General features: G+C 47.2%; 20 protein-coding genes. 8 read left to right on the top strand and 12 right to left on the bottom strand.

Annotated features, from left to right (window positions below; all coding sequences use genetic code 11):
• The 4 genes from H8792_RS12610 to H8792_RS08980 form a co-directional block, all read left to right on the top strand.
• Positions 1-219, top strand: a 219-nt coding sequence (locus tag H8792_RS12610) for a hypothetical protein (RefSeq protein WP_228767046.1), incomplete at its 5' end; no start/stop codon positions are given.
• Positions 220-253: 34 nt separating this feature from the next.
• A complete protein-coding gene (locus tag H8792_RS08990; protein ID WP_185978620.1) occupies positions 254-811 on the top strand; it encodes a DUF2058 domain-containing protein in 558 nt (185 codons plus the stop codon).
• A 143-nt stretch (positions 812-954) separates the two neighbouring features.
• The gene (locus H8792_RS08985; protein WP_185978619.1) at positions 955-2,592 is read left to right on the top strand and encodes a SulP family inorganic anion transporter; all 1,638 of its coding nucleotides are present in this window, start codon (positions 955-957) and stop codon (positions 2,590-2,592) included.
• Between the two features lie 183 nt (positions 2,593-2,775).
• The gene (locus H8792_RS08980) at positions 2,776-3,945 is read left to right on the top strand and encodes a DEAD/DEAH box helicase (RefSeq protein WP_185978618.1); all 1,170 of its coding nucleotides are present in this window, start codon (positions 2,776-2,778) and stop codon (positions 3,943-3,945) included.
• A gap of 132 nt (positions 3,946-4,077) precedes the next feature.
• Here H8792_RS08980 and H8792_RS08975 read toward each other — a convergent pair whose 3' ends face one another.
• The 8 genes from H8792_RS08975 to H8792_RS08940 all read right to left on the bottom strand — a co-directional run bounded on the left by H8792_RS08975 (position 4,078) and on the right by H8792_RS08940 (position 13,464).
• A complete protein-coding gene (locus H8792_RS08975; RefSeq protein ID WP_185978617.1) occupies positions 4,078-4,308 on the bottom strand; it encodes a DUF3820 family protein in 231 nt (76 codons plus the stop codon).
• A 57-nt stretch (positions 4,309-4,365) separates the two neighbouring features.
• Positions 4,366-5,937 (bottom strand): ORC-CDC6 family AAA ATPase, encoded by a 1,572-nt coding sequence (locus H8792_RS08970; RefSeq protein ID WP_185978616.1) that lies wholly within the window; start codon positions 5,935-5,937, stop codon positions 4,366-4,368.
• Positions 5,938-6,062: 125 nt separating this feature from the next.
• The gene (locus H8792_RS08965; protein WP_185978615.1) at positions 6,063-6,335 is read right to left on the bottom strand and encodes an addiction module antidote protein; all 273 of its coding nucleotides are present in this window, start codon (positions 6,333-6,335) and stop codon (positions 6,063-6,065) included.
• The gene (locus H8792_RS08960) at positions 6,332-6,628 is read right to left on the bottom strand and encodes a type II toxin-antitoxin system RelE/ParE family toxin (RefSeq protein WP_185978614.1); all 297 of its coding nucleotides are present in this window, start codon (positions 6,626-6,628) and stop codon (positions 6,332-6,334) included. Before H8792_RS08960 ends, H8792_RS08965 begins: the two co-directional genes overlap by 4 nt.
• Before the next feature lie 96 nt (positions 6,629-6,724).
• Positions 6,725-8,503, bottom strand: coding sequence for a dihydrolipoyl dehydrogenase (lpdA, locus tag H8792_RS08955; RefSeq protein WP_185978613.1), 1,779 nt, complete (start codon positions 8,501-8,503; stop codon positions 6,725-6,727).
• Between the two features lie 10 nt (positions 8,504-8,513).
• Positions 8,514-9,836: a dihydrolipoyllysine-residue acetyltransferase gene (aceF, locus tag H8792_RS08950; protein ID WP_185978612.1), complete on the bottom strand. Its 1,323-nt coding sequence runs from the start codon at positions 9,834-9,836 to the stop codon at positions 8,514-8,516.
• Positions 9,837-9,860: 24 nt separating this feature from the next.
• On the bottom strand, positions 9,861-12,521 hold the full coding sequence (gene aceE, locus H8792_RS08945) for a pyruvate dehydrogenase (acetyl-transferring), homodimeric type (RefSeq protein WP_185978611.1): 2,661 nt from the start codon (positions 12,519-12,521) through the stop codon (positions 9,861-9,863).
• 454 nt (positions 12,522-12,975) lie between these two features.
• A complete protein-coding gene (locus tag H8792_RS08940; protein ID WP_185978610.1) occupies positions 12,976-13,464 on the bottom strand; it encodes an RNA pyrophosphohydrolase in 489 nt (162 codons plus the stop codon).
• A 288-nt stretch (positions 13,465-13,752) separates the two neighbouring features.
• Here H8792_RS08940 and H8792_RS08935 point away from each other — a divergent pair, with 288 nt between their 5' ends.
• Complete coding sequence (locus tag H8792_RS08935; RefSeq protein ID WP_185978609.1) at positions 13,753-14,406, top strand: histidinol-phosphatase; 654 nt, start codon at positions 13,753-13,755, stop codon at positions 14,404-14,406.
• Positions 14,407-14,513: 107 nt separating this feature from the next.
• Here H8792_RS08935 and H8792_RS08930 read toward each other — a convergent pair whose 3' ends face one another.
• Both H8792_RS08930 and ampD read right to left on the bottom strand, forming a co-directional pair.
• Positions 14,514-15,029 carry a flavodoxin gene (locus H8792_RS08930; protein ID WP_185978608.1) on the bottom strand — a complete coding sequence of 172 codons (516 nt, stop codon included), beginning with the start codon at positions 15,027-15,029 and terminating at the stop codon, positions 14,514-14,516.
• 530 nt (positions 15,030-15,559) lie between these two features.
• Positions 15,560-16,156 (bottom strand): 1,6-anhydro-N-acetylmuramyl-L-alanine amidase AmpD, encoded by a 597-nt coding sequence (ampD, locus tag H8792_RS08925; RefSeq protein WP_185978606.1) that lies wholly within the window; start codon positions 16,154-16,156, stop codon positions 15,560-15,562.
• A 226-nt stretch (positions 16,157-16,382) separates the two neighbouring features.
• Between ampD and nadC the strand changes: the two genes are divergently transcribed.
• Both nadC and H8792_RS08915 read left to right on the top strand, forming a co-directional pair.
• Positions 16,383-17,228: a carboxylating nicotinate-nucleotide diphosphorylase gene (gene nadC / locus H8792_RS08920; protein ID WP_185978605.1), complete on the top strand. Its 846-nt coding sequence runs from the start codon at positions 16,383-16,385 to the stop codon at positions 17,226-17,228.
• Positions 17,229-17,299: 71 nt separating this feature from the next.
• Complete coding sequence (locus H8792_RS08915) at positions 17,300-19,330, top strand: cation:proton antiporter (protein ID WP_185978604.1); 2,031 nt, start codon at positions 17,300-17,302, stop codon at positions 19,328-19,330.
• Here the strand turns inward: H8792_RS08915 and pgeF are convergent.
• Positions 19,300-20,070, bottom strand: coding sequence for a peptidoglycan editing factor PgeF (gene pgeF, locus H8792_RS08910; RefSeq protein WP_185978603.1), 771 nt, complete (start codon positions 20,068-20,070; stop codon positions 19,300-19,302). The genes H8792_RS08915 and pgeF overlap by 31 nt on opposite strands.
• A 10-nt stretch (positions 20,071-20,080) precedes the next feature.
• Complete coding sequence (rluD, locus tag H8792_RS08905) at positions 20,081-21,133, bottom strand: 23S rRNA pseudouridine(1911/1915/1917) synthase RluD (RefSeq protein ID WP_185978602.1); 1,053 nt, start codon at positions 21,131-21,133, stop codon at positions 20,081-20,083.
• Between the two features lie 148 nt (positions 21,134-21,281).
• On the opposite strand from rluD, the gene H8792_RS08900 reads away from it, so the two are divergent.
• Positions 21,282-22,034 carry an outer membrane protein assembly factor BamD gene (locus H8792_RS08900; RefSeq protein WP_185978601.1) on the top strand — a complete coding sequence of 251 codons (753 nt, stop codon included), beginning with the start codon at positions 21,282-21,284 and terminating at the stop codon, positions 22,032-22,034.
• Positions 22,035-22,050 lie beyond the last annotated feature (16 nt).

Below are 22,050 nucleotides of genomic sequence, written 5' to 3'. Positions count from 1 at the left end.
AACCAAAACCGACAACCGACAAATAAAACCTCAAAAACCCGCATTATGCGGGTTTTCCCTGTCGTACTTTATCCTTTTCAATCAATACATTCAGACACAGATTTCGTTTTATTCCTCTCTTCTTCCCGTTCTGCAAAACTCAATATTAGAATGCGGCGGTTTAAAGTTGTTTTTACCCTCACAGAAATCAGGCAAAACGACAAAATTCACGTACAATGAGCGCCCTTAAAAAATAACTTAGGAAAGCATTCAGATGGCGGGTTCTCTTTTTGACCAATTAAAAAAATCCGGTTTGGTAAACGATAAGAAGGCCAAACAGCTTCAGCGCGAAAAACAGCAACAAGCCAAGCAGAAAAATGCCAACAAGGCCAAGAAAGGCGAACGCCAGCAAAACGATGCAACCCTCCTCGCCGCCAAAGCCGCAGAGGAAAAAGCGCAGCGCGACCGTGAGCTGAACCAACAGCGCCAGCAGCAACAGGCTGAAAAAGCCAAAAAAGCCGAACTGAAACAGATTATCGAAAGTAATCAGCTAAAAGGTTATGAAGGCGATATCACCTATAACTTTGCCGATGACAGTTCCGTAAAAACCCTGAACGTCAATGCTGCGACGCAAAAAGGACTCTCCAACGACCAGATTCATATCGTGCGTTTTAACAACGGCTACACTCTGGTCAAAGCGGAACTGCTGGATAAAATCGAACAACGCGATGCTTCGGTGATTGTCCGCAATCAAAATTTGGAAACCAAGCTATCCAAAGAAGACGAAGAGTATTATTCTAAATTTGCAATCCCTGATGATTTAGTTTGGTAAAAGGAAATTGATTGAAACCGCATTCCCGCGCAAAAGCAGGGATACGAGATAAATTCAAAAATATCATCTCGTCCAATCCCTTAGCTTCCCCGACATCATCGCAAAGCGACGGAGCCATCGGCTCCCAGCTTCGGGGGGCGTTTGTGTCTGCGATTATCGCACTGCCAATCGGCTTGGCGTTGGGGATTGCCTCTGGCCTTGGGATTCAAGCAGGTATCTTCTCTGCGGTGCTGGCCGGTGCGGTTTCCGCCATTTTTGGCGGCACTCCCGGACAATATTCGGGTCCGACCGGCGCTGTCGCCGTCACCCTGGCACTCAGTCTGGCGCACTTAAGCTTACTCTATCCAAACTCCAGCCTCACGGTACTCACGCTCGGCTTAATCATTGTCGTTCTCGCGGGCCTTTTTCAAATTCTTTTCGGCTTGATGAAATGGGGCCAACTCATTGAATATCTGCCCCATTCAGTTATCTCCGGACTGCTCTCAGCGATTGGCTTGATGCTCATGCTTGAACAGTTGCCGCTTCTTTTTGGCGGTCAAATGCTCGCCAGGCCACTGGATAGCCTGTTGTCTCTGCCGGATATTCTGCAACAACCGAATTGGCTCGCCCTCGCCTTCGGTGCAACCAGTTTCATGCTGATGGTGATTTGGCCCAAATATCTGCCAAAGGTGAACCGCATTCTCCCTGCACCTGTACTGATATTAGTCTTGGGAACAGCATTGGCCTACGGATTAAGTCTGGGGGAAATGACCTATCAAGGACAAGGCTGGCAAGCCGCGGGACTGAGTATTATTGGCCCGATCACCTTTGCCTGGCCGGAATGGATTATGCCACCATTGGAAGGTTTGCCATTAGCCTTTATTGTGCAATCCGCTTTTGCCCTCGCATTGATCGGCTCGCTGGTTTCTCTACTCGGTTCTCTGGTCGCCGAACGCTTAACGCGTAAAACGCACAACCCTGATCAAGAACTGATCGGACAAGGCTTGGGCAACATCGCCAGCGGCTTAGTCGGCGGTATGCCGAGCACCGGGGCACCGATGCGAACCAATGTCGCCTTTAAATATGGCGCGCGGGATCGGTGGACTTCAATCGTTCACAGTTGTGTGATTGGAATAGTCGCTTTCAGCCTGAGTGATTTAATTTCGTTTATTCCGCTTGCGGTGTTTGGCGGCCTATTGCTGAAAATCGGCTTGGATCAAGTTGACTGGGACTATCTACGCCGCTGGTCTTCTATTCCAAAATCCGGACGAACCATGATGCTGTCGGTGATTTTCAGCGCCCTGCTGCTCGATTTAATGACCGCCTTATGGATCGGCATTTTACTGGCTAGTATCGTCTTGATGAAGCGCATGAAAGCCCTGCAAATCAAGTCGCTTATTCTCGGACGGGATTCATCCAGCCTTGGACGACTGTGGTTAACGGCGGAAGAAAAACGCCTGCTGGACGATGCGAAAGGCAAGCTGGCTTTGCTGTATTTGGATGTGCCCATGAGCTTTGGAGCGGCAAAAACCATTTCGCGTAGAATTCTCGATACCGATGCTCAGGCGTTTGTTCTTGATTTACGCTCGGTACCTTATATCGACTTCTCATCCGCAATGGTTTTGGAAGATCTGATTTACCGGCTACAAATCCAAAACAAAGAAGTCTGGCTACTGCTGATGGTTGGCGATGTACAAGACAGCCTGCAAAAACATGGTGTCCTCAAACGACTCAATCAACGAATCCTGTTTGATCGGGCAGAAGCACTTAAACAGGCAAACGACAGTCTAGTCAGTCAATAGATAAAGCGCAGAGCAATTAGAGCTGAAAAGCCTCCTGCGCGAAAGCGTAGGAATCAGACAATAAACAGGAACACCGGCTAGCATCATATAATCTAAACTGATCAGAAATCTCGCCGCTTTTTGATTACTATACACAGCATGGTGCCTTGAGCGCCCAGCAAAATTTTCCAACCTGAGGTTGCTATGTCATTTGCTAAACTCGGATTATCCGATCCCATTCTTAAAGCTCTGTCCGATTCCGGCTATCAAACGCCGACTGAAATTCAGAAAAAAGCGATTCCGCTGATTTTAAAAGGCGAAGATATTATCGCCTCAGCACAGACAGGAACCGGAAAAACCGCCAGTTTTGTTCTGCCGATTTTACAAAAGCTAAATAACGGCGAAACCGTGCGTGGTCGTTCTATTCGCGCGCTCATTCTCGTGCCAACACGCGAATTGGCGATTCAGGTTGAAAAAAGCATTCTGAACTACGGCAAACACCTCAAGCTGAGTTCGCTTGCCATCTACGGCGGAACCGATATTGAAGAAAACAAACAGCGTTTGGCAGACGGCATCGACATTCTGGTCGCCACGCCCGGCCGCCTGCTCGATATGGCCTATCAACGCGCCCTGTTTTTTAATGATCTGGAATTTCTGGTGCTGGATGAAGCCGACCGAATGCTCGATATGGGCTTTATCGACGACCTGAACAAAATTATTGACCGCCTGCCAGCCAATCGCCAGAGCATGCTGTTTTCGGCAACCTTAAATGACAAGGTTCGCTATCTGGCGGATACCGTCTATGACGACGCTGTTGAGATTAGGATCGCGCCAAAAGACAAAACCGCCAAGATTGAACAATGGATGATTGCCGTCGATAAAGACACCAAATCCGCCTTACTCAGCCATTTAATCAAAGAAAACCAATGGGATCAGGCGTTGATTTTCGTCGAGAAGAAACACTCCGCAGCCAAGCTGGTCGAACAACTTGGCAAACGCGGCATTATTGCCGACTCAATTCACGCCGGCCGTAGTCAGGCACAGCGCGAAAAAGTCTGGGATGAATTTAAAACAGGTAAACTGCAATTCCTTGTCGCGACAGGTGTTGCTGCGCGCGGTTTGGATATGCAAAACCTGAGTCGTGTCATCAACTACGATCTGCCATACCCTGCCGAAGAATACGTTCACCGCATTGGTCGAACTGGTCGTGCCGGAAACTCCGGCGAAGCCATCTCTCTGGTATCAAAAGACGACTTTAAAAACCTCTGCATGATCGAAAGCCTGCTCAACCAACTACTCGAACGCCGTGAAGTTGCAGAATTCCCTGTCCGCAAACCAGTCCCCATTTCGATTCTCAACTACCACCGCAAATAGCAAAAAACCGCCAAATGGCGGTTTTTTAAATCTAGCTAATTTCCCCGTATGCTTCAAGGGCTTGAAAAATTCTATAAGATTTACATTCTACATTTCGCAGTATTATTTCCGTAACACCTCGTCCTGCAGTATCTAAGATCCACCAGTATTTATCTCTTTTCTTAATGGGTCAAGAAGCTGTTTTAAACCATTGTGATCAAGCTCATGCATCAGAGCCAACAACTGCCCTAAATTACCCGCGGGAAAGCCTTTACTTGCAAACCAATTAAGGTAGTTTCCCGGCAAATCAGCAATTACACGCCCCTTGTATTTGCCATAAGGCATAGTCACTTCAACAAGCTTTTTTAAGTTCTCTGCATTCATAAGTTATTCACAAAAAAGGGCTGCGTCCTCTTTTCCCTCATATATGACTCCATTGATTCACCCCATTGATTCGCTGAGTATATTCTCATCCATTACTATTCTTCTAATACTTCTCTTATCATCAAATGGAACAATAAAGTCCAGTCCTGCACGATCCTCTTCTAGATCCAATTCAGGCTGTCTTGATGTCCCCAACAAATCGACATAAGTTCCATAGTCAATGGCATAAATATTATAACGAACACCTGGGTTATCTTTATCAGCATAACCCCGTTGCATATGATGTAGAACTCTTGCATCAAACATTTTTTGAATAACTTCATTCTTTTCTAAATGCCGAGGAAGCATAAATGACCTTGCTTGGCGTTTTCCTATCACTTCATCTACTATCCGTCTTAAGACACTCTGTAATAGATCATCAAGGTATTGAGCCTTATCCTGCTCGAACCATTGCTGTGCAGATTCAATTACAGCTTGCTTATCAATACTCGTTCGATTTCGGCGTTGAGCATTAAAAAAGGCTTTTGTGAATATATTTATCAAATCCCGCATAACGCCTTCAGATGCACGAGCTAATTCTGAACAAATTTTTCTTTCAGTAAATAAGCGGGAAGCAAGTTGATTTGGAGTAGAAATAGAAAATTTATCTGATAAATAATTTTCAGGCAGTTCTGCTAATAGATGCTTAAGTAATACTTCAGAATAGATGTCTGTTATTTGTTCTGGATTACGATCGTAAACAAAATAATCATCTAGATCAGGAGCTGTTGCGATATCTGCACCAAGCTCAAACCCTACTAAATTTCCAGACTTAACCTCAACAAAACGACAGCGATACTCCAATGCAGATATCTTCAACGTAGCTGCTGTTATTGGAAGAACTCCTTTTTTCAAAAACTCAGCCAAGTACGGTTGAATATCTTGAGGAATAGATGACCATTCATCTATCAAAACATAAAGTCTAGTCTCTGCAGACTTCAGAACCGAACTTAACACTCGGTGAAGCTCTGGAAAAACTATTTTATCCTCATAATCAACAGAATACTCCTTCTTCGTGCTTTCAGCGTTTGCTTCAGAGTGTTTACCATTAAAGTCCATAGTCGGCACCATACCCTTAAGCTTTGCACCTGCTCCATATTCATTTGTGAAAGATGCCTGAGCCTCAACAGAGACATGTTCTGCTTTGAGTTTTTCTAGTGGCTCAGTAATTAAAGAAGCAAGTCCTTCAACCTCATCTCGAGCTGTATTTGCATTTTTAGATGGACATTCAACTATATGTTCGAAAAGCTCATGATGAATGTTCAACAAAATATCTCTAAACAATGATAGACAACGTCTTGACATCGGTAAATCTGTGTTCGAAAACTGCGATGTGCTTCCAAGTGTTCTGCAATCTATATAAACAACCGTGTTATTCATTCCCTCACGCAACTTCGACTCTAAAACTTTCATAACATGGGTTTTACCTGTACCACGTCTTCCATAAAAAATTTGATGATTCTCGTTATTTAACTGTGGCAACAAACCTATATCAACATACGTACCCATAAGTTTCTGTACATCTTCTTGTCGCTCTGAACGTTGAATTATTTTTGACACTGCTGCCATTAATTTTGGATCTTGCAACATTGTAAATTCCTTTTTTGGTTTTTTAGAGCTTTATAACTACGTCAAAAATAACCCCGTAGATGATGCTTTCTAACTTTAAAAATAAAAGCGGGTCAGAAATAAAAGCGGGTCAGAGTAAAATTAAATCAAACCAACCGAAAATTAAGCCCCAAAGCACTCACAACTTTATAAACCGTCTCAAAACGAGGGTGTTTTCCAGTACCAAAAGACTTGTATAAGCTATGATAACCAAGGCCTGTCTTTTCTGATATTTCTTTCATTCCTTTAGAACGACTAACCACACCCAATGCATCAATAAAGAATTCTGCATCATTCTCATCTAGTGCAGCTTGTAAATATTCTTTAACATCTTCCGCTGTTTCCAAGTAGTCAGATGCATTAAATTCACTCGCTTTCATTTTATCCAACCTTTTACTTTTTCAATGTCCTTTGATTGAGTTGCTTTATTACCGGTTAAATAGAGCAAAACAAAATCATTACCTTGCTGTTGATAATAAACACGCCAACCTTTACCAACATCAATTCGTAATTCATATAAGTTACCTTCAATATTTTTGAAGTCGCCACGATTACCAAGCTCAAGTCTTCTTAACCTTGTTAAAATTCTGGCCCTAGCATGTTTATCTTTAATTTGGTTTAAGCTTTCATCAAACGGACAAAAACCATCTAACCAAAACTTCTGTATTTTCATTTTTATTTTATCTAATTGGATAATGAAAAGTAAAGTGCATAAAAAAACCCGCGTTCTAAGGCGCGGGTTTTATTTAAGCAAAATAAGTAACAATTACTATTTTTTCTTCTTAGGAGGCATTAGATCCGTAATCGTTCCTTCCGCCATCTCAGCCGCGAAGCAGATGGTTTCACTAAGCGTCGGATGTGGGTGTATGGTCAGACCGATATCTTGCATATCCGCGCCCATCTCAATCGCCAGCATCGCTTCGGCAACCAGTTCACCGGCGTTAGGACCGACAATACCGCAACCTAGCAGACGATGGGTTTCGGCACAGAACAGCGCTTTGGTCATCCCCTCATCACGACCCAGGCTCAAGCTACGACCGGAAGCGGCCCATGGGAAAGCACCCTTCTCGTATTCGATACCTTCGGCTTTAAGCTGCTCTTCGGTTTTACCTGCCCAGGCAACTTCCGGATCGGTATAAGCAACTGACGGAATCCCCATAGGAGTAAAGGCAGACGGCATACCGTTAATCACTTCAGCTGCGACCTTTCCTTCGTGAACTGCTTTGTGCGCCAGCATTGGCTGACCGACGATATCACCGATCGCGTAAATGTGATCGACATTGGTTTTCTGACGTTCGTCAACTTCGATGAAGCCCCAGTCGTTAACCATAACACCAGCTTTTTCAGCATCGATCAATTTGCCGTTCGGCGCACGGCCGACTGCTACAAGAATGCGGTCGAAAGTGTCTTTTTCAGGACATTTTTTGCCTTCAAACGTAACTTCCAAGCCATCTTCTTTGGCTTCGACATTGGTCACTTTCGAATTCAGATAGATGTTTTCATACTTCTTCTGAATCTGTTTCAGCAACGGCTTGGTAATGTCTTTATCGGCACCCGGGATAATGGTGTCGCCTAGCTCCACAACGGTGATATTGGCACCTAGAGAATCGTAAACCTGCGCCATTTCCAGACCAATGATTCCGCCACCGATAACCAACATGCGGTTTGGTACTTCTTCCAGTTCCAATGCATCGGTTGAATCCATCACGCGAGGATCGTCATGCGGAATAAATGGTAGTTTGATAACGCGAGAACCGGCCGCGATAATGGCGTTTTCAAAGGCGATGGTTTTAGTCGAACCATCCGCCATATCGACGGTAACCGTATGCGACGAGCTGAATTTACCGTAACCCTGCACGACTTCGACTTTACGCGCTTTCGCCAGACCGGCCAGACCACCGGTCAATTTACCGATAACACTGTCCTTATAGGCACGCATTTTATTGGTGTCGATTTCCGGCTCGGCAAAGGTAATACCGTGCGCACCCATTTCACGGGTTTCGTTCAGTACCACAGACATGTGCAGTAATGCTTTGGAAGGAATACAACCAACGTTCAAGCAGACACCACCGATGTTTTCGTAACGCTCGATCATCACCACTTTTTTGCCAAGGTCAGCGGCACGGAACGCGGCGGTGTAACCACCGGGACCGGAGCCCAGAACCAAGACTTCGCAGTGCATGTCGGCATCGATGCCTTCGGCAGAAACCGCTTGCGGAGCAGCTTTTTCTTCGGCTTTGGGTTCTTCAGCCGGAGCAGCAGACGCCGCAACCGAGGTTTCGACATTCGCGGCAACCGTATCGGTATTGGCGATTTCCATCTGACCGATAATTGAACCTTCGGAAACCTTATCGCCGACTTCGGCGGTTATAGAGACAACTTTACCTGCGAAAGGCGCCGGAATTTCCATCGTCGCCTTATCGGATTCCAAAGTGACTAATGAATCGTCCTGCGCGACTTCATCGCCGCCGGAAACCAATACTTCGATCACTTCGACTTCGGCGAAATCACCAATATCGGGAATAACAATATCCACCAATTTAGTCATCATCGGCTCCTTACAAAATTAGCTGACGAAGATCAGACAGGTAGTGTCCAACCGCGGTGGTGAAACGTACGCCTTCCGCACCGTCGATCGCACGGTGATCGTAAGAAACGCTGAACGGCATAATCAGACGAGGAGCGAATTCCTTACCATTCCAGACCGGCTGCATTTTCGCTTTCGACAAGCCCATAATCGCGACTTCAGGCGCATTGACGATCGGAGTAAACTGAGTACCGCCGATACCGCCCAGAGACGAGATTGTGAAGGAACCGCCGGACATATCCTTCGGTCCAAGCTTGCCGTCACGCGCTTTGGCAGAGATTTCCATCAGGTCTTTAGACAGCTCGTAAACGCCTTTCTTATCGACATCCTTAACGACCGGAACCACCAGACCGTTCGGCGTATCGACCGCGATACCGATGTTGTAGTATTGCTTGTAGATAATCGACTGACCGTCCTCCGACAGTGACGCATTGAAGCTTGGGAAGTCTTGCAAAGCTTTGACCACCGCTTTCATCACGAAAACCAGCGGAGTCAATTTAATGCCCTGCTTCTCGGCAGCCGCTTTCTGATCCTTACGGAACTGATCCATTTCGGTAATGTCGCACTCGTCGAACTGAGTAACGTGCGGTACGTTCAACCAGCTTGCATGCAGGAATTTACCGGAGATTTTCTTGATTCGTCCAAGCTCTTCAGTCGTGGTTTCACCAAACTGACTGAAATCCACACCCGGAATCGGAGGAATACCGGCGCCACCGGTAGCAGCTTGCCCCGGAGCCGCCGCCTGACCGGACATGACCGCCTTGATCGCCGCTTCAACGTCGGTCTGCTGGATACGGCCTTTCGGACCGCTTCCGCTGACTGAAGTTAGATCAACACCTAATTTACGCGCGAAAGCACGCACGGATGGCGAAGCGTGAAAAGCCGCACCCATCGCCTGTTGATTAACCGGTTTGGAAGCAGCCGATGCAGGCGCCGGTGCTGCCGGAGTCGCTTGTGGAGCAGCTGCCGCTTTAGGGGCTTCTGCAGCCGGTGCAGGTTTAGGCTCGGCCGGAGCGGCTTTTTCTTCTTTGGCTGGAGCCGGAGCTGCCGCACCGGCAGCAACTTCGATATCCAATACATAGGTGCCTTCGGAAACTTTCTCGCCAACCGAAACCGAAATCTTGGTTACGGTGCCTTTAAACGGCGAAGGAATTTCCATCGTGGCCTTGTCCGATTCAAGCGTTAGCAGAGAATCATCCACCTCTACGCTATCGCCTTCGGATACAAGAACTTCAATGACTTCAACGGCGTCGAAATCCCCGATATCCGGAATTTTAATTTGTTCAACTGACATCTTGTTCGTCCTTTTCGTTAAGACTTAAGCGTGAACCGGGAAGGTTTTCTCGCTGTCGATTCCGTATTTTTCCATCGCTTTGACAACGACATCGCTTGAGATTTCGCCCGCTTTTGCCAAAGCACTCAAAGCTTGTACCACTACGTAGTAGCGGTTCACTTCGAAGAACTTACGCAATTGCTCACGAGTATCCGAACGACCGAAACCGTCAGTACCCAGTACATGATAGTCACCAGGAACATAGGCACGGATACGCTCAGCGTAATCACGGATATAGTCAGTTGCAGCAATGAACGGACCTTGTGCACCTTGTAGAGTTTCGGTGACATAAGGAACTTTCGGCTCTTGAGTCGGATGCATCTCGTTCCAACGCGTGATTTCAATACCGTCACGACGCAACAGGTTGAAACTTGGAACACCCCAGATGTCGGCAGCAACATTCCATTCGCTTTCCAGCATTTCAGCGGCTGCAATGACTTCCAGGAAGATGGTACCGGAGCCCATCAGTTGAACTTTTTGTTTGTGTTTAGAGTCTGATTTCTTGAATGAGTACAGACCTTTCAGAATACCGTCCTCGGCACCTTCCGGCATAGCCGGGTGCGAGTAGTTTTCGTTCATACCGGTGATGTAGAAGTAAACGTCTTCCTTATCGTGGAACATGCGTTTAATACCATCACGGATAATCACGGCCATTTCGTAAGCGAAGGTCGGGTCGTACGAAATACAGTTCGGAACATGGTCAAACTGGATCAGGTTGTGACCGTCCTGGTGCTGCAAACCTTCCCCTTCCAGAGTGGTACGACCGGCAGTCCCACCAATCAGGAAACCGCGGGCGCGAGAATCACCAGCCGCCCAAGCCAAGTCACCGATACGCTGGTAACCGAACATTGAGTAGTAGATATAGAACGGGATCATGCTGACACCGTAGTTGGCGTAAGCGGTTGAAGCTGCGATCCAGTTCGCCATGGAACCGGCTTCGTTAATCCCTTCTTCGAATACCTGACCGTTGGCGGATTCTTTGTACCACATCAACTGATCGGAATCCATCGGCTGGTACAGCTGACCGGCCGGATCGTAGATACCGACCTGACGGAACAGACCTTCCATACCGAAGGTACGGGCTTCATCCGGAATGATCGGCACGACGCGAGGGCCTAACACCTTATCACGCAACAGAATCGAGATAATACGCACGAATGCCATAGTGGTCGACATTTCGCGATCAGCAGTCCCTTCTGTCAGCATTTTGAAGGTATCCAGACTTGGGACCGGAAGCGGTTCGGCATGGTCTTGACGAACCGGAAGTTCACCACCCAACTCCTGACGACGCGCTTTCATGTACTGCATGATGTCGGAGTTTTCGTCCGGACGATAGAACGGAATGTCTTTTTCCAACTCTTCGTCGGAAATCGGTACCGAGAAACGGTCGCGGAAGTATTTCAAACCTTCCTTATCCAGTTTCTTCTGCTGGTGAGCCGTGTTAGCCGCTTCACCGTAAGCACCCATACCGTAACCTTTGATGGTTTTCGCCAAAATAACATTCGGCTGACCTTTCGTCTCGGTCGCGCGCTTATAAGCATTGTAAATCTTGCGTGGCGAGTGACCACCGCGCGTCAATTTGAAAATTTCGTCGTCGGTCATGTCGGCAACCAACGCAGCCGTTTCCGGATATTTACCGAAGAAGTGTTCGCGTACAAAAGCACCGTCTTTGGCTTTATAAGCCTGGTACTCACCGTCCGGTACTTCGCCCATGCGTTCAACCAGCTTACCGGTGACGTCTTTCTGCAACAGGCGATCCCAACCTGAACCCCAGATAACCTTGATGACGTTCCAACCTGCGCCGCGGAACATCCCTTCCAATTCCTGGATGATGCTGTCGTTACCGCGAACCGGGCCGTCAAGACGCTGCAGGTTACAGTTGATAACAAAGATCAGGTTGTCCAGTTTTTCGCGTTTTGCCAACTGGATCGCACCACGTGATTCCGGTTCATCCATTTCACCGTCACCCAAGAACGCCCATACTTTACGTCCTTCCGTTTCTGCCAGACCACGCGCTTGCATGTATTTCATGAAACGAGCTTGATAGATTGCCATCAAAGGCCCAAGACCCATAGATACGGTCGGGAATTGCCAGTAGTCGCTCATCAACCAAGGGTGCGGATAGGAAGAAAGACCATTACCGTCTACTTCCTGACGGTAGTTGCGCAACTGATCGGCTTCCAGACGCCCTTCCATATAAGAACGTGCATACATACCCGGAGCGGTATGCCCCTGGAAGAAGACCATATCGGCGCCTTGTTCGTGTTTCGGGCCTTTGAAGAAGTGGTTCATCCCTACTTCATAGAGGGTACAACTTGATGCGTAAGAAGCAATGTGCCCGCCAACTTTCGTGTATTTATTGGCGCGGGAAACCATCGCCATCGCGTTCCAGCGTAACAGAGCGCGGAGTTTCTTCTCGATGGAAGTATCACCGGGATAGTTAGCTTGTTCTTCTGGTGAGATGGTGTTGATGTAAGGCGTGTTGGCCGAATACGGAATATCGATACCGTGAACACGCGCTTTTTCGATTAGGCTAGCGATAATGTGCTGCGCTTTGTCAGTCCCTTCGAAAGAAACGACTGCTTCAAGCGCATCAATCCACTCTTGTGTTTCTTGTGGATCATTGTCTACAAACTTTTCGCTCATAATAAATTGTACCTCTATGGGTTGGATCTATTTGCTTCAGGCGCTGGGTATACCTGAAGGTGAATCAGCATGAATAGGTCTTATCCTTGCCGCCAACAACTCGTCCGTTTTGGGTTCCAGCTACTTAGTATTCCAAAACGTTTACCTCGAACAGCCGTCGACAAGTTCTGAACGAGGAACTTCACGACCTTTTGCGACCGTTTAAGGCATTTAAAAGTTGATGCATAATACCATTTTTTAAGGGAAATTACAGTGAAAGCATGGTGACAGAGCGCTTGGGCACCATAACGAGAAAGAGAAGATTCGACTAAGTTTTTGATATTTTTCCAAAAGCCAAATTCAGCTCAAAGCAGACGACAGAGAAAATATTCATCATATTCCCCTTCTGCCCCTTAATAATAACCTTTCAACTTAATGAAAGTGGGTAAAAATTATTGCTCTGCAACCGGCCCGGTTAGCTACCGAGCCAAAAAATATGCAAAGCCTGTTCAAGCTCCGTTAGAGCTTGATGATAAACGGATTGTTTAAAACTTACCACTTCCTGAACCGGACGCCAATAGTCAACCCAATCCCAATCTTCAAATTCCGGCGATTCGTGCAAGTTCAGATTGATTTTACTCGGATCACCGTCAAACCCCAGCATAAACCAGATCTGCTTTTGGCCAATACACAAAGGCTGGCTGTGGTGACGAATCAGATGTTTCGGCAGATCATAGCTGATCCAATCCTGAGTTCGGCCGAGAACACGCACATCCGAAGGTTCCAGGCCGACTTCTTCTTTCAATTCGCGAAAAACGGCTTGTTGCGGTGTTTCATTGGAACGAATTCCCCCTTGGGGAAATTGCCACGCATCTTGTTGAATTCGTTTACCCCAGAACAGCTTCCCTTCTTTATTGACAATGATAATGCCGACATTTGGCCGATAGCCATCTTTATCGATCATAAAAACCTTAAATACAAAAACTACATTCAATTGTTTAATAGTGCCTAAAATCGCCATTTTTTTCAATTTAAAAAAGCGAAATAACCCGAAAAATTACGGATTATTGCGCGATTTAATTATCAAGCGGCCATTTGGAAAATCTCCGCCCACTGCAATAAAAGCACCGGAAAGAGAATATCGAACTTGTACAGTGTAATACTTTGATTTAGGATGTCTGTTTTTTCAAACCCTTGCAGATTCAAGTCTTTATCAGAATTTGAAATTATTTTAATTTAGGAAAACGTTTCAATGGCCTTAGCAATTTTCGATCTGGATAACACTCTGATTGCCGGAGACAGCGACTATCTTTGGGGAGAATTTCTGGTGCAAAAAGGCTACGTGGACGCCGATTCCTTTGCGGAAACCAACGCCGGGTTCTATGAAGACTATAAAAAGGGTTGCCTGGACATCTATGCCTACCAAAGGTTTGCTCTCAAACCCTTAAGCGAACAGACGATGGAAACGCTCAACGAGTGGCATCAGCAATTTATGGTCGAGTTTATCGAGCCGATTATTCTGCCGAAAGCGCTGGAACTGGTCGAAAAACACAAACAGCAAGGCGATGACATTATGATTGTCACCGCAACCAATACCTTTATCACTCGCCCTATCGGTTTGCGCTTCGGCATCGAAACTCTCCTCGGAACCGAAGGAGAAATCAAGGACGGCCGTTATACCGGTGAAATCGCCGGAACCCCTACCTTTCAAGAAGGCAAGGTGATCCGTCTGAATGAATGGCTCAGGGAAAATGGTAAAACGCTTAGCGGCAGCTATTTTTACTCCGACTCGCACAATGATCTGCCGTTGCTAAAGCTGGTTGACTACCCGATTGTTGTCGACGGTGACGACAAACTTTTAGCCTATGCCGAGTCAAATAACTGGCCTGCGATGTCTTTGAGATAAATATGATGGTTTAAAATCGTTATGTTCGACAATCGTTCTATCAGACATTAAAAAAGCCGCTTTTAAGCGGCTTTTTTAATTGTGTAATGGAATCGTTCAAGGATTCATTACAGTTCAAACTCTTCCTTGACCTGCGCAACCCAGTCCGTGACACGCTTTTCGGTCAGTTCCGGTTGCTGATCTTCATCGATTCCCAAACCGACAAAAAACTCACCGTCTTCCGTCACAGCTTTGGATTCATCGAATTCAAAGCCTTCGGTCGACATATAACCGGCCGGAGTCGCGCCGTTCTCGACGGCGATATCGTGCATCATACCCATGGCATCCAAAAAGTATTCCGAATAATCCGCCTGATCACCCAATCCGAAACAGGCAACGGTTTTACCGGTAAAATCGATACCTTTAAAATCATCCCAGAAGTCATCCCAGCTGCTTTGCAGCTCTCCGTAATACCAGGTCGGCTGACCTAAAATAATCTTGTCATACTGGGCAAAATCCGTGGCGCTTGCCGTTGCAACATCATGAACCTCTACAAGGTCCGCGCCCATTTTCTCTTTGATCATGTCTGCGACACGTTCAGTGTTTCCGGTATCCGTTCCGTAGAATAGGCCAACTTTGCTCATTTTCATTCCTTTATTTCAATCCGGCCTAATAAATATAGGCTGTCATAACTTGTATGAGTTCTTTTTACCAAAAAATCATTGCAGTTTAAACCGCCTCAATATATCGATTTAAGCTTTTGTTATCTACGTCAACCGGTTACATTCTTAACTTAGCTCAAGAAATTCACTGGATGCGGAGCGGGCAAACTACGAATTTTCAGCAATTTTATTATCAAAAGATTTGGGGTTAAAATTTGTGTGCCGATATTACCACAGTCGTTTCCGGCGGCCATTCACTAAATTTTATAACGCAAGATGAAAAAAACTGATTCAATCGACTGCTTCAAATGCAAGCATTTCTTCGTCACCTGGGACCAGAACGCTCCGCGCGGTTGCAAAGCTTTCAGCTTTAAAACCCGCCGTTTGCCGAGCGAGGTGGTACTTGAAAGCTCCGGAGAACCCTGCTTGAAATTTCAGCCCAAAAACACGCCTCCGGAAAACACCTCCGGTAAAAAAGGCGGCTGGGTCGCTTAATTCGCTCTTCGAAAGAATTAAACGATTGTTTTTTCCCAATTCAATAGACGCTCCATTGCCGACCAGACAAAGCATGGGCCGGGATCGGTTTTACGCCCCGGAGCAATCTCGCTGTGGCCGACGACATGTCGATTACGCAAGCTCGGGTAAACACGCCATAAACTTTTAATCAATTTTGCCAGACTGTGGTACTGGCTGGCAGTGTAACAGTGGCGATCGGTCCCTTCCAACTCAATGCCAATCGAAAAATCGTTACAAGCCTGACGACCATTAAATAGTGAAACGCCGGCATGCCATGCCCTCTTATGAAAAGGCACAAACTGAATAATCGAACCGTCGCGGCGAATCAATACATGCGCCGAAACCCTCAAATCTTTGATCTTTTCAAAATAAGGATCTTCTTTCGGATTGAGCTGATTCGTAAACAGTTGGCTAATCGCCTCACCGCCGAATTGATCAGGAGGAAGACTGATGCCGTGCACGACGATCAATTCCAAATCACTGTCCACCGGACGCTCATCGAAATTCGGGCTGGGAATCCATTCCACATGTTCGATGATGCCGCTGCACGGATCAATTGTATAAGTGCTGTCAATATCTGCTTGCTGTGTCATGAGTCTGGCTTGAAATGCCCCTCTTGAGTTTATAAACGCATCCGTTCGGCTATAATAAAGCACATTTAAAATATCACACTTCGAAATATTTTACCTTGTACCGCAATTTTGTAACTCTCTTTATCCATTCTGCATTAAAGTTGCTTAAGGTACTTTAAAAATCCGCAGTCCATTTAGATAGCCAATAGACAAACAATAGAATCCCACTTCGACAGTAATTAAAACTATGAAAAACATCAACTACTTTGACAAACTGGAACAGACCGTAACAACCGCTCTGGCCGAAGATATTGGCAACGGCGACTTGACCGCTAGCCTGATTAACGAGCAAACTCAGGCGACTGCAGACATTGTATGCCGCGAAAACGCCGTAATTTGCGGGCGCCCGTGGTTTGACGAAGTCTTCCGCCAAGTCGATCCGCAAATTCATGTTGAATGGCTGTGCGAAGAAGGTTCGCAAGTTGCAGCCGATGCCACGATTTGTCGTCTGTCGGGAAGCGCGCGGAATATTCTGACCGCCGAACGCAGCGCCTTAAACTTTTTACAGACGCTGTCGGCTACCGCGACCGTCAGTGCACTTTACGCCAAACAGCTGGCGCATTGCCATACCCGCATGCTGGACACACGAAAAACCATACCCGGTCTGCGATTGGCGCAGAAATATGCTGTCTACTGTGGCGGAGCCGATAACCACCGTATCGGTCTGTATGATGCTATTCTTATTAAAGAAAACCACATTATGTCTGCCGGCGGTATTGCCGAAGCCGTTGCCACGGCAAAACAACTTTATCCTGACGTAACCATCGAAGTCGAGACGGAAAACCTTGATGAAGTACAGCAAGCATTGGATGCCGGAGCGGATATTATCATGCTCGATAATTTTAGCCTGCAAATGATGCATGAGGCGGTTGCATTAGTAGATGGAAACGCTAAACTGGAAGTGTCCGGAAATGTCGAATTGGAGCAACTTTCCGAACTGGCTAAAACCGGCGTTGATTATATTTCCAGCGGCGCTCTGACCAAACATGTTAAAGCGATTGATCTGTCGATGCGTTTTAAAATGGAAACTTAAATTTGAAAAGCTAATCACTTAATTCAAAACGGATTTTTGTTCTAAAAATTCGCAGTAACACGGAAACCATTGTGCAAGACCATCTGTTATTCCATATTGTTCTTCTTCTCGTTATAGCGGTGGTAGTGGTATCGATTTCCCGTCGTATGCATTTCCCGCCGATTCTCGGTTATATCTTTGTCGGTATGATCGTCGGACCTTACGGTTTCGGCTGGATTCAGAAAGAAGAAAATATTTCACTACTGGCCGAATTCGGGATCGTCTTCCTGCTGTTTGCAATCGGGCTGGAATTTTCGATGTCGCAGATGCTCAGTATGCGGCGTCAAGTCTTCGGACTCGGCAGTCTTCAGGTATTAGCCACCGCACTGCTGATCTTTTTCCTCGGCTGGCTTGCCGGGCTGGACAACAATACCGGAATCGTCATTGCCGGGGCTTTTGCACTTTCCTCGACCGCAATCGTTATCAAACAGCTGACGGAGCAGTCCGAGATCCATTCCCGGCATGGCCGCTCCATTCTGGGCATCCTGATCTTTCAGGATATTATGGCAATCCCGCTACTGATTCTGATCCCGACCTTGGCCATGAACAACGGCAATGATTCCGCTCTGGCTCTGTCGATGGCCATCGCTTTCTTGAAAGGTGTCGCAGCAGTCGTCGTCATGCATCTGCTGGGGCGTTACCTGCTTCGTCCGCTGTTCCATGAAGTCGCCTCGTCAAAATCGCAGGAACTGTTTACTCTGACGGTTCTGACCGTTGCTCTCTCCGCTGCCGCCCTGACCGAAGAGATGGGACTTTCTATGACACTGGGCGCCTTCCTTGCCGGGATGATGCTTAGCGAAACCGAATACCGTCACCAGATTGAATCCGATATCCGCCCTTTTCAGGATATCCTGCTCGGCCTGTTTTTCGTCACCGTCGGGATGCTGATTTCCATTGACTTGATCATTCAGCACTTCTGGATTATTCTGGCCCTAACGGTGGTTATCTTCGCCGTCAAAGGCGTGGTCATCTACTGGTCGGCTCGCCTGTTCCAGAAAGAGCCTGGCGTCGCCGCACGAATCTCTCTTTCTCTGGCTCAGGTCGGTGAATTCGGTCTGGTACTGATGACTCTGGCATTCACTTACGACCTGTTACCGGAAGAAGAAGGTAACATCCTCCTGACCGCGGCAGTTTTGACTATGGTTATCGCGCCATTTATGGTCAAATTCAACGGAAAAATCGCCAAGATACTGCACAGAACCAGTTACCGGGATAACACCGAAAACGAAGAGACCATCAAATCGCATAATCCGCACCTGTCCAATCATGTCATTCTGTGCGGTTTCGGGCGTGTCGGTCAAACGGTCGGACGTTTCCTGCACAATGCCAACGAGAATTTTATCGCGCTAGATATGGACATTTTGCGTGTCAACGAAGCGCGTGCCGCCGGGGAAAACGTGTTTTACGGCGATTCGTCCAAACAGACAATTCTGCAATCTTCGGCAATCGATAAGGCGAAAATAGTCATGATCACTTTTAGCGACTATCACGGAGCTTTGAAAGTATTGAAAACCATTCGCCATCTCAACTCGGAAATTCCGGTACTGGTTCGCAGCCTGGACGACAAACACGTCAACGAATTAATCGCTGCCGGCGCCAATGAGGTTATTCCGGACACTTTCGAATCCAGTATCATGCTCTCATCCCACCTGTTGTTATTGATCGGTAAGTCACCGCGTCAGGTCCTGAAACAAACGCGAGATATCCGTCGCGACCGTTACCGACTTCTGGAAAGCTTCTATCCTGGTGAAGACGATACGTCTTCTCTTCAGGAGCACCAGTTAATGAAAGGGGTTATCCACAGTGTCGCGCTTGGCGAGGAAGCTTATGCAATAGGGAAACGACTTGGAGACATTCCGCTGGCAAGTTTTGAAGTGCAGGTCGACGCGATTAAACGCGGGCATGTTAGAGGGGAAAATCCTTCTGAGGAAACCCGTTTGCGTCAAGAAGACCATGTCATTCTTTCTGGACTGCCGGAAGCCATCGATGAAGCAGAACGCTATCTATTGACCGGACGCATGCCGAAAAAACTTCAAGAAAGCGAGGCTGCCGAGGCTTCCTGATCCAACCAGATAATCGAAGCCATTCGTCCGCTTTGCCCGTCCCGGCGATAGGAAAAGAAGCGCTTCTTATCTGCGTAGGAGCACATATCACCGCCGTAAATCGCTTTGCAGCCGGATTCAAACAGCTGCTGCTTGGCGATTCCGATAAGGTCGGCAAAATACTTGTTCGCGCTTAGCTCGGATACTTTGAAATAAACAGCATTGTTCGGATCAAGATCACAGAAGGCCTGATACACGTCCTCTCCCACTTCAAAATATTTCTGGTGAATCGCCGGGCCGATCCAGGCGATAAACTGATCGGATTCGAAGCCGGCTTCGCGCACACTTTTATCGATAATACGCTGATGAACCCCTCGCCAGCCAGCGTGCACCGCCGCCACTTTCGTACCCAGCAGATCACACAGCAGAATCGGTAGACAGTCGGCAGTCATAACCGTGCACAACTGCTCCGGCTGGTTACTCCACGCAGCATCGGCAACCGGCACTTTTTCACCGTCATACGGCAGTTGAATACAGACATCTGTATGCTGTTGATCCATCCAGAAAGGCTCCTGCGGCAACTCTACCGCTTCCTTCAGAAGCTTTCGATTACGCTTAACGGCTTCCGCATCATCTCCGACATGTCCGGCCAGGTTCCAGCTATGATAGGACTCAACGCTGGCACCACCCTGTCGAGTCGTACATAAAGCCTTAACATTGCGTGGAGCCGGCCATCCCGGCCGTAACCAAACAGGATTCATAATTCACCTTTCAATCAGGAATGTCTTCGTCGGTAACCCATTCGACTTCTACGCCGTAGTCTTCATAGTCGAACTCGTCGTAACCCAGCTGCTGTTCTTCGTATATTTCGACATCTTCACGCAGAATATCGATCAACTCCAGCATATCATCCGGCATCGGCGCTTTCCATTTCATGACTTTTCGACTGACCGGATGTGTCAAGCTTAAAGCCCCGGCATGCAGAGCCTGACGATGAAAATGTCGCAAATAATCGACGAAATCCGGCTCCATCTGGCGCGGAATACGGAAACGCGTTCCATACAGAGGATCTCCTACCAGGGGAAAACCTAGGTACGACATATGCACGCGGATTTGATGAGTACGGCCGGTTTCCAGTTTAACGCGAATACGGGTATGCTCCCTGAAGTGCTCCAGCACGCGATAATGGCTGACAGCCTCTTTTCCACCGACAGCGCGTACCGCCATTTTTTTGCGGTCACTCGGGTTACGTCCGATCGGCTTGTTGATGGTACCGCCGGAATTCATGCGTCCGACGACCACTGCATCATAAATTCGTTCGACTGCGTGGCGCTGTAATTGTTCAACCAGATGCGTCTGCGCAGGAATGGTTTTAGCAACCACCATCAGCCCGGTGGTATCTTTATCCAAACGGTGCACGATCCCCGCTCGTGGCACTTCACGCAAGGCCTCGTTGTAATATAGCAACGCATTCATCAAAGTACCGTCCGGATTGCCTGCTCCGGGATGAACGACCAAACCGGCCGGTTTATTGATAACCATGATCGCGTCATCTTCATAGACGACATTCAGCTCGATTTCCTGTGCAGGAATATCGGTTTCCGCCTGTAGCTCTACTTCCAATACAACCTGTTCACCGCCCAGCACACTGTGACGCGGTTTTGTATTTACCACTCCGTCCAGCCGGACTTTGCCATCTTTAATCCACTGTTGAATTCGGTTGCGCGAATAATCGGAAAAGAGCTGTGCCAAGGCGGCATCCAAGCGCTCTCCCATGCAAGAAAAAGGAATCGTCGCGGTTAAATTATGTTTGGATTGAGTCATTTATTTACTTTGTATTGAATGTTTAAGTAGAGAGAAGGTTACTGCACGATGTTAATGCCGATTTAATCTCATTTAGGCTAACCGGTTCGGTACGGAATTATGTTACAATCGTTGCTTATTTATTTTCGCCATATTGTAACCTAAGCCTATGAAAAAAACGCTGCTAACCGCCCTTTTCATTACCAGTTTTAGCTTAACCGGCTGTTCTACACTGAATTCGTTGATCGAAAAACCGGACGCCGAAAAGAGCGTTGAAGATTTCTATAGCGCCGCAACGCTTGCCTTTAAAAACAAAGAATGGGATGTTGCGATAGACAACTACGAAAAACTGAAAGCGTATTTCCCTTACGGTTCCTATGCAGAACAGTCTTATCTGGAATTGGCCTATGCCTATTACAAATACGACGAACCTAAATCGGCGATTCGCGAGCTGGAAGAATTCATCCGTCTTTATCCCCGTCATAAAGAAATGCCGTACGCCTACTACTTACGTGCTCTGGCAGCCGATTCGGTTACTCGCAGCTGGCTGGACAAATTCATCACCGATCCGGCGACACGCGACAAGGTTTCAGCAGAAAATGCTTATAATTTCTATAGCGAGCTGATCAACCGTTTCCCGCAAAGCCGTTACGCCACTGCCGCCAGTGAGCGTTTAATCGCACTGCGAAATCAAATGGCGCGTAATGAGTTGAAAGTGGCCCGCTTCTATTATTCCAAACAAGCTTTTTTGGCCAGCGCCAACCGTGCCGAATATATTCTGCAGAACTATCCTCGTGCGGTAGTAACTGCCGAAGCACTGGAGCTGTTAACAGACTCATACCAGAAAATGGGCATGGACGTAAACGAGTCACACGCCCGCGAAGTTTACCAGCTGAACCAAGGGCGTCTGCAGTCAAATTAAGATCACTGCACATTCG

Source organism: Thiomicrorhabdus heinhorstiae (assembly GCF_013391765.2).
GTDB classification, from domain to species: domain Bacteria; phylum Pseudomonadota; class Gammaproteobacteria; order Thiomicrospirales; family Thiomicrospiraceae; genus Thiomicrorhabdus; species Thiomicrorhabdus heinhorstiae.
Note: the sequence above shows the minus strand (reverse complement) of the source record. Positions and strands in the feature narration are given on the sequence as shown.

Excerpts from the sequence above, each read along its gene's own strand:
- H8792_RS08990 (WP_185978620.1), top strand. The coding sequence starts at position 254 with ATGGCGGGTTCTCTTTTTGACCAATTAAAAAAATCCGGTTTGGTAAAC.
- H8792_RS08980 (WP_185978618.1), top strand. The coding sequence starts at position 2,776 with ATGTCATTTGCTAAACTCGGATTATCCGATCCCATTCTTAAAGCTCTG.
- H8792_RS08975 (WP_185978617.1), bottom strand. The coding sequence starts at position 4,308 with ATGAATGCAGAGAACTTAAAAAAGCTTGTTGAAGTGACTATGCCTTAT.
- H8792_RS08970 (WP_185978616.1), bottom strand. The coding sequence starts at position 5,937 with ATGTTGCAAGATCCAAAATTAATGGCAGCAGTGTCAAAAATAATTCAA.
- H8792_RS08965 (WP_185978615.1), bottom strand. The coding sequence starts at position 6,335 with ATGAAAGCGAGTGAATTTAATGCATCTGACTACTTGGAAACAGCGGAA.
- H8792_RS08960 (WP_185978614.1), bottom strand. The coding sequence starts at position 6,628 with ATGAAAATACAGAAGTTTTGGTTAGATGGTTTTTGTCCGTTTGATGAA.
- lpdA (WP_185978613.1), bottom strand. The coding sequence starts at position 8,503 with ATGACTAAATTGGTGGATATTGTTATTCCCGATATTGGTGATTTCGCC.
- aceF (WP_185978612.1), bottom strand. The coding sequence starts at position 9,836 with ATGTCAGTTGAACAAATTAAAATTCCGGATATCGGGGATTTCGACGCC.
- aceE (WP_185978611.1), bottom strand. The coding sequence starts at position 12,521 with ATGAGCGAAAAGTTTGTAGACAATGATCCACAAGAAACACAAGAGTGG.
- H8792_RS08940 (WP_185978610.1), bottom strand. The coding sequence starts at position 13,464 with ATGATCGATAAAGATGGCTATCGGCCAAATGTCGGCATTATCATTGTC.
- H8792_RS08935 (WP_185978609.1), top strand. The coding sequence starts at position 13,753 with ATGGCCTTAGCAATTTTCGATCTGGATAACACTCTGATTGCCGGAGAC.
- H8792_RS08930 (WP_185978608.1), bottom strand. The coding sequence starts at position 15,029 with ATGAGCAAAGTTGGCCTATTCTACGGAACGGATACCGGAAACACTGAA.
- ampD (WP_185978606.1), bottom strand. The coding sequence starts at position 16,156 with ATGACACAGCAAGCAGATATTGACAGCACTTATACAATTGATCCGTGC.
- nadC (WP_185978605.1), top strand. The coding sequence starts at position 16,383 with ATGAAAAACATCAACTACTTTGACAAACTGGAACAGACCGTAACAACC.
- pgeF (WP_185978603.1), bottom strand. The coding sequence starts at position 20,070 with ATGAATCCTGTTTGGTTACGGCCGGGATGGCCGGCTCCACGCAATGTT.
- rluD (WP_185978602.1), bottom strand. The coding sequence starts at position 21,133 with ATGACTCAATCCAAACATAATTTAACCGCGACGATTCCTTTTTCTTGC.
- H8792_RS08900 (WP_185978601.1), top strand. The coding sequence starts at position 21,282 with ATGAAAAAAACGCTGCTAACCGCCCTTTTCATTACCAGTTTTAGCTTA.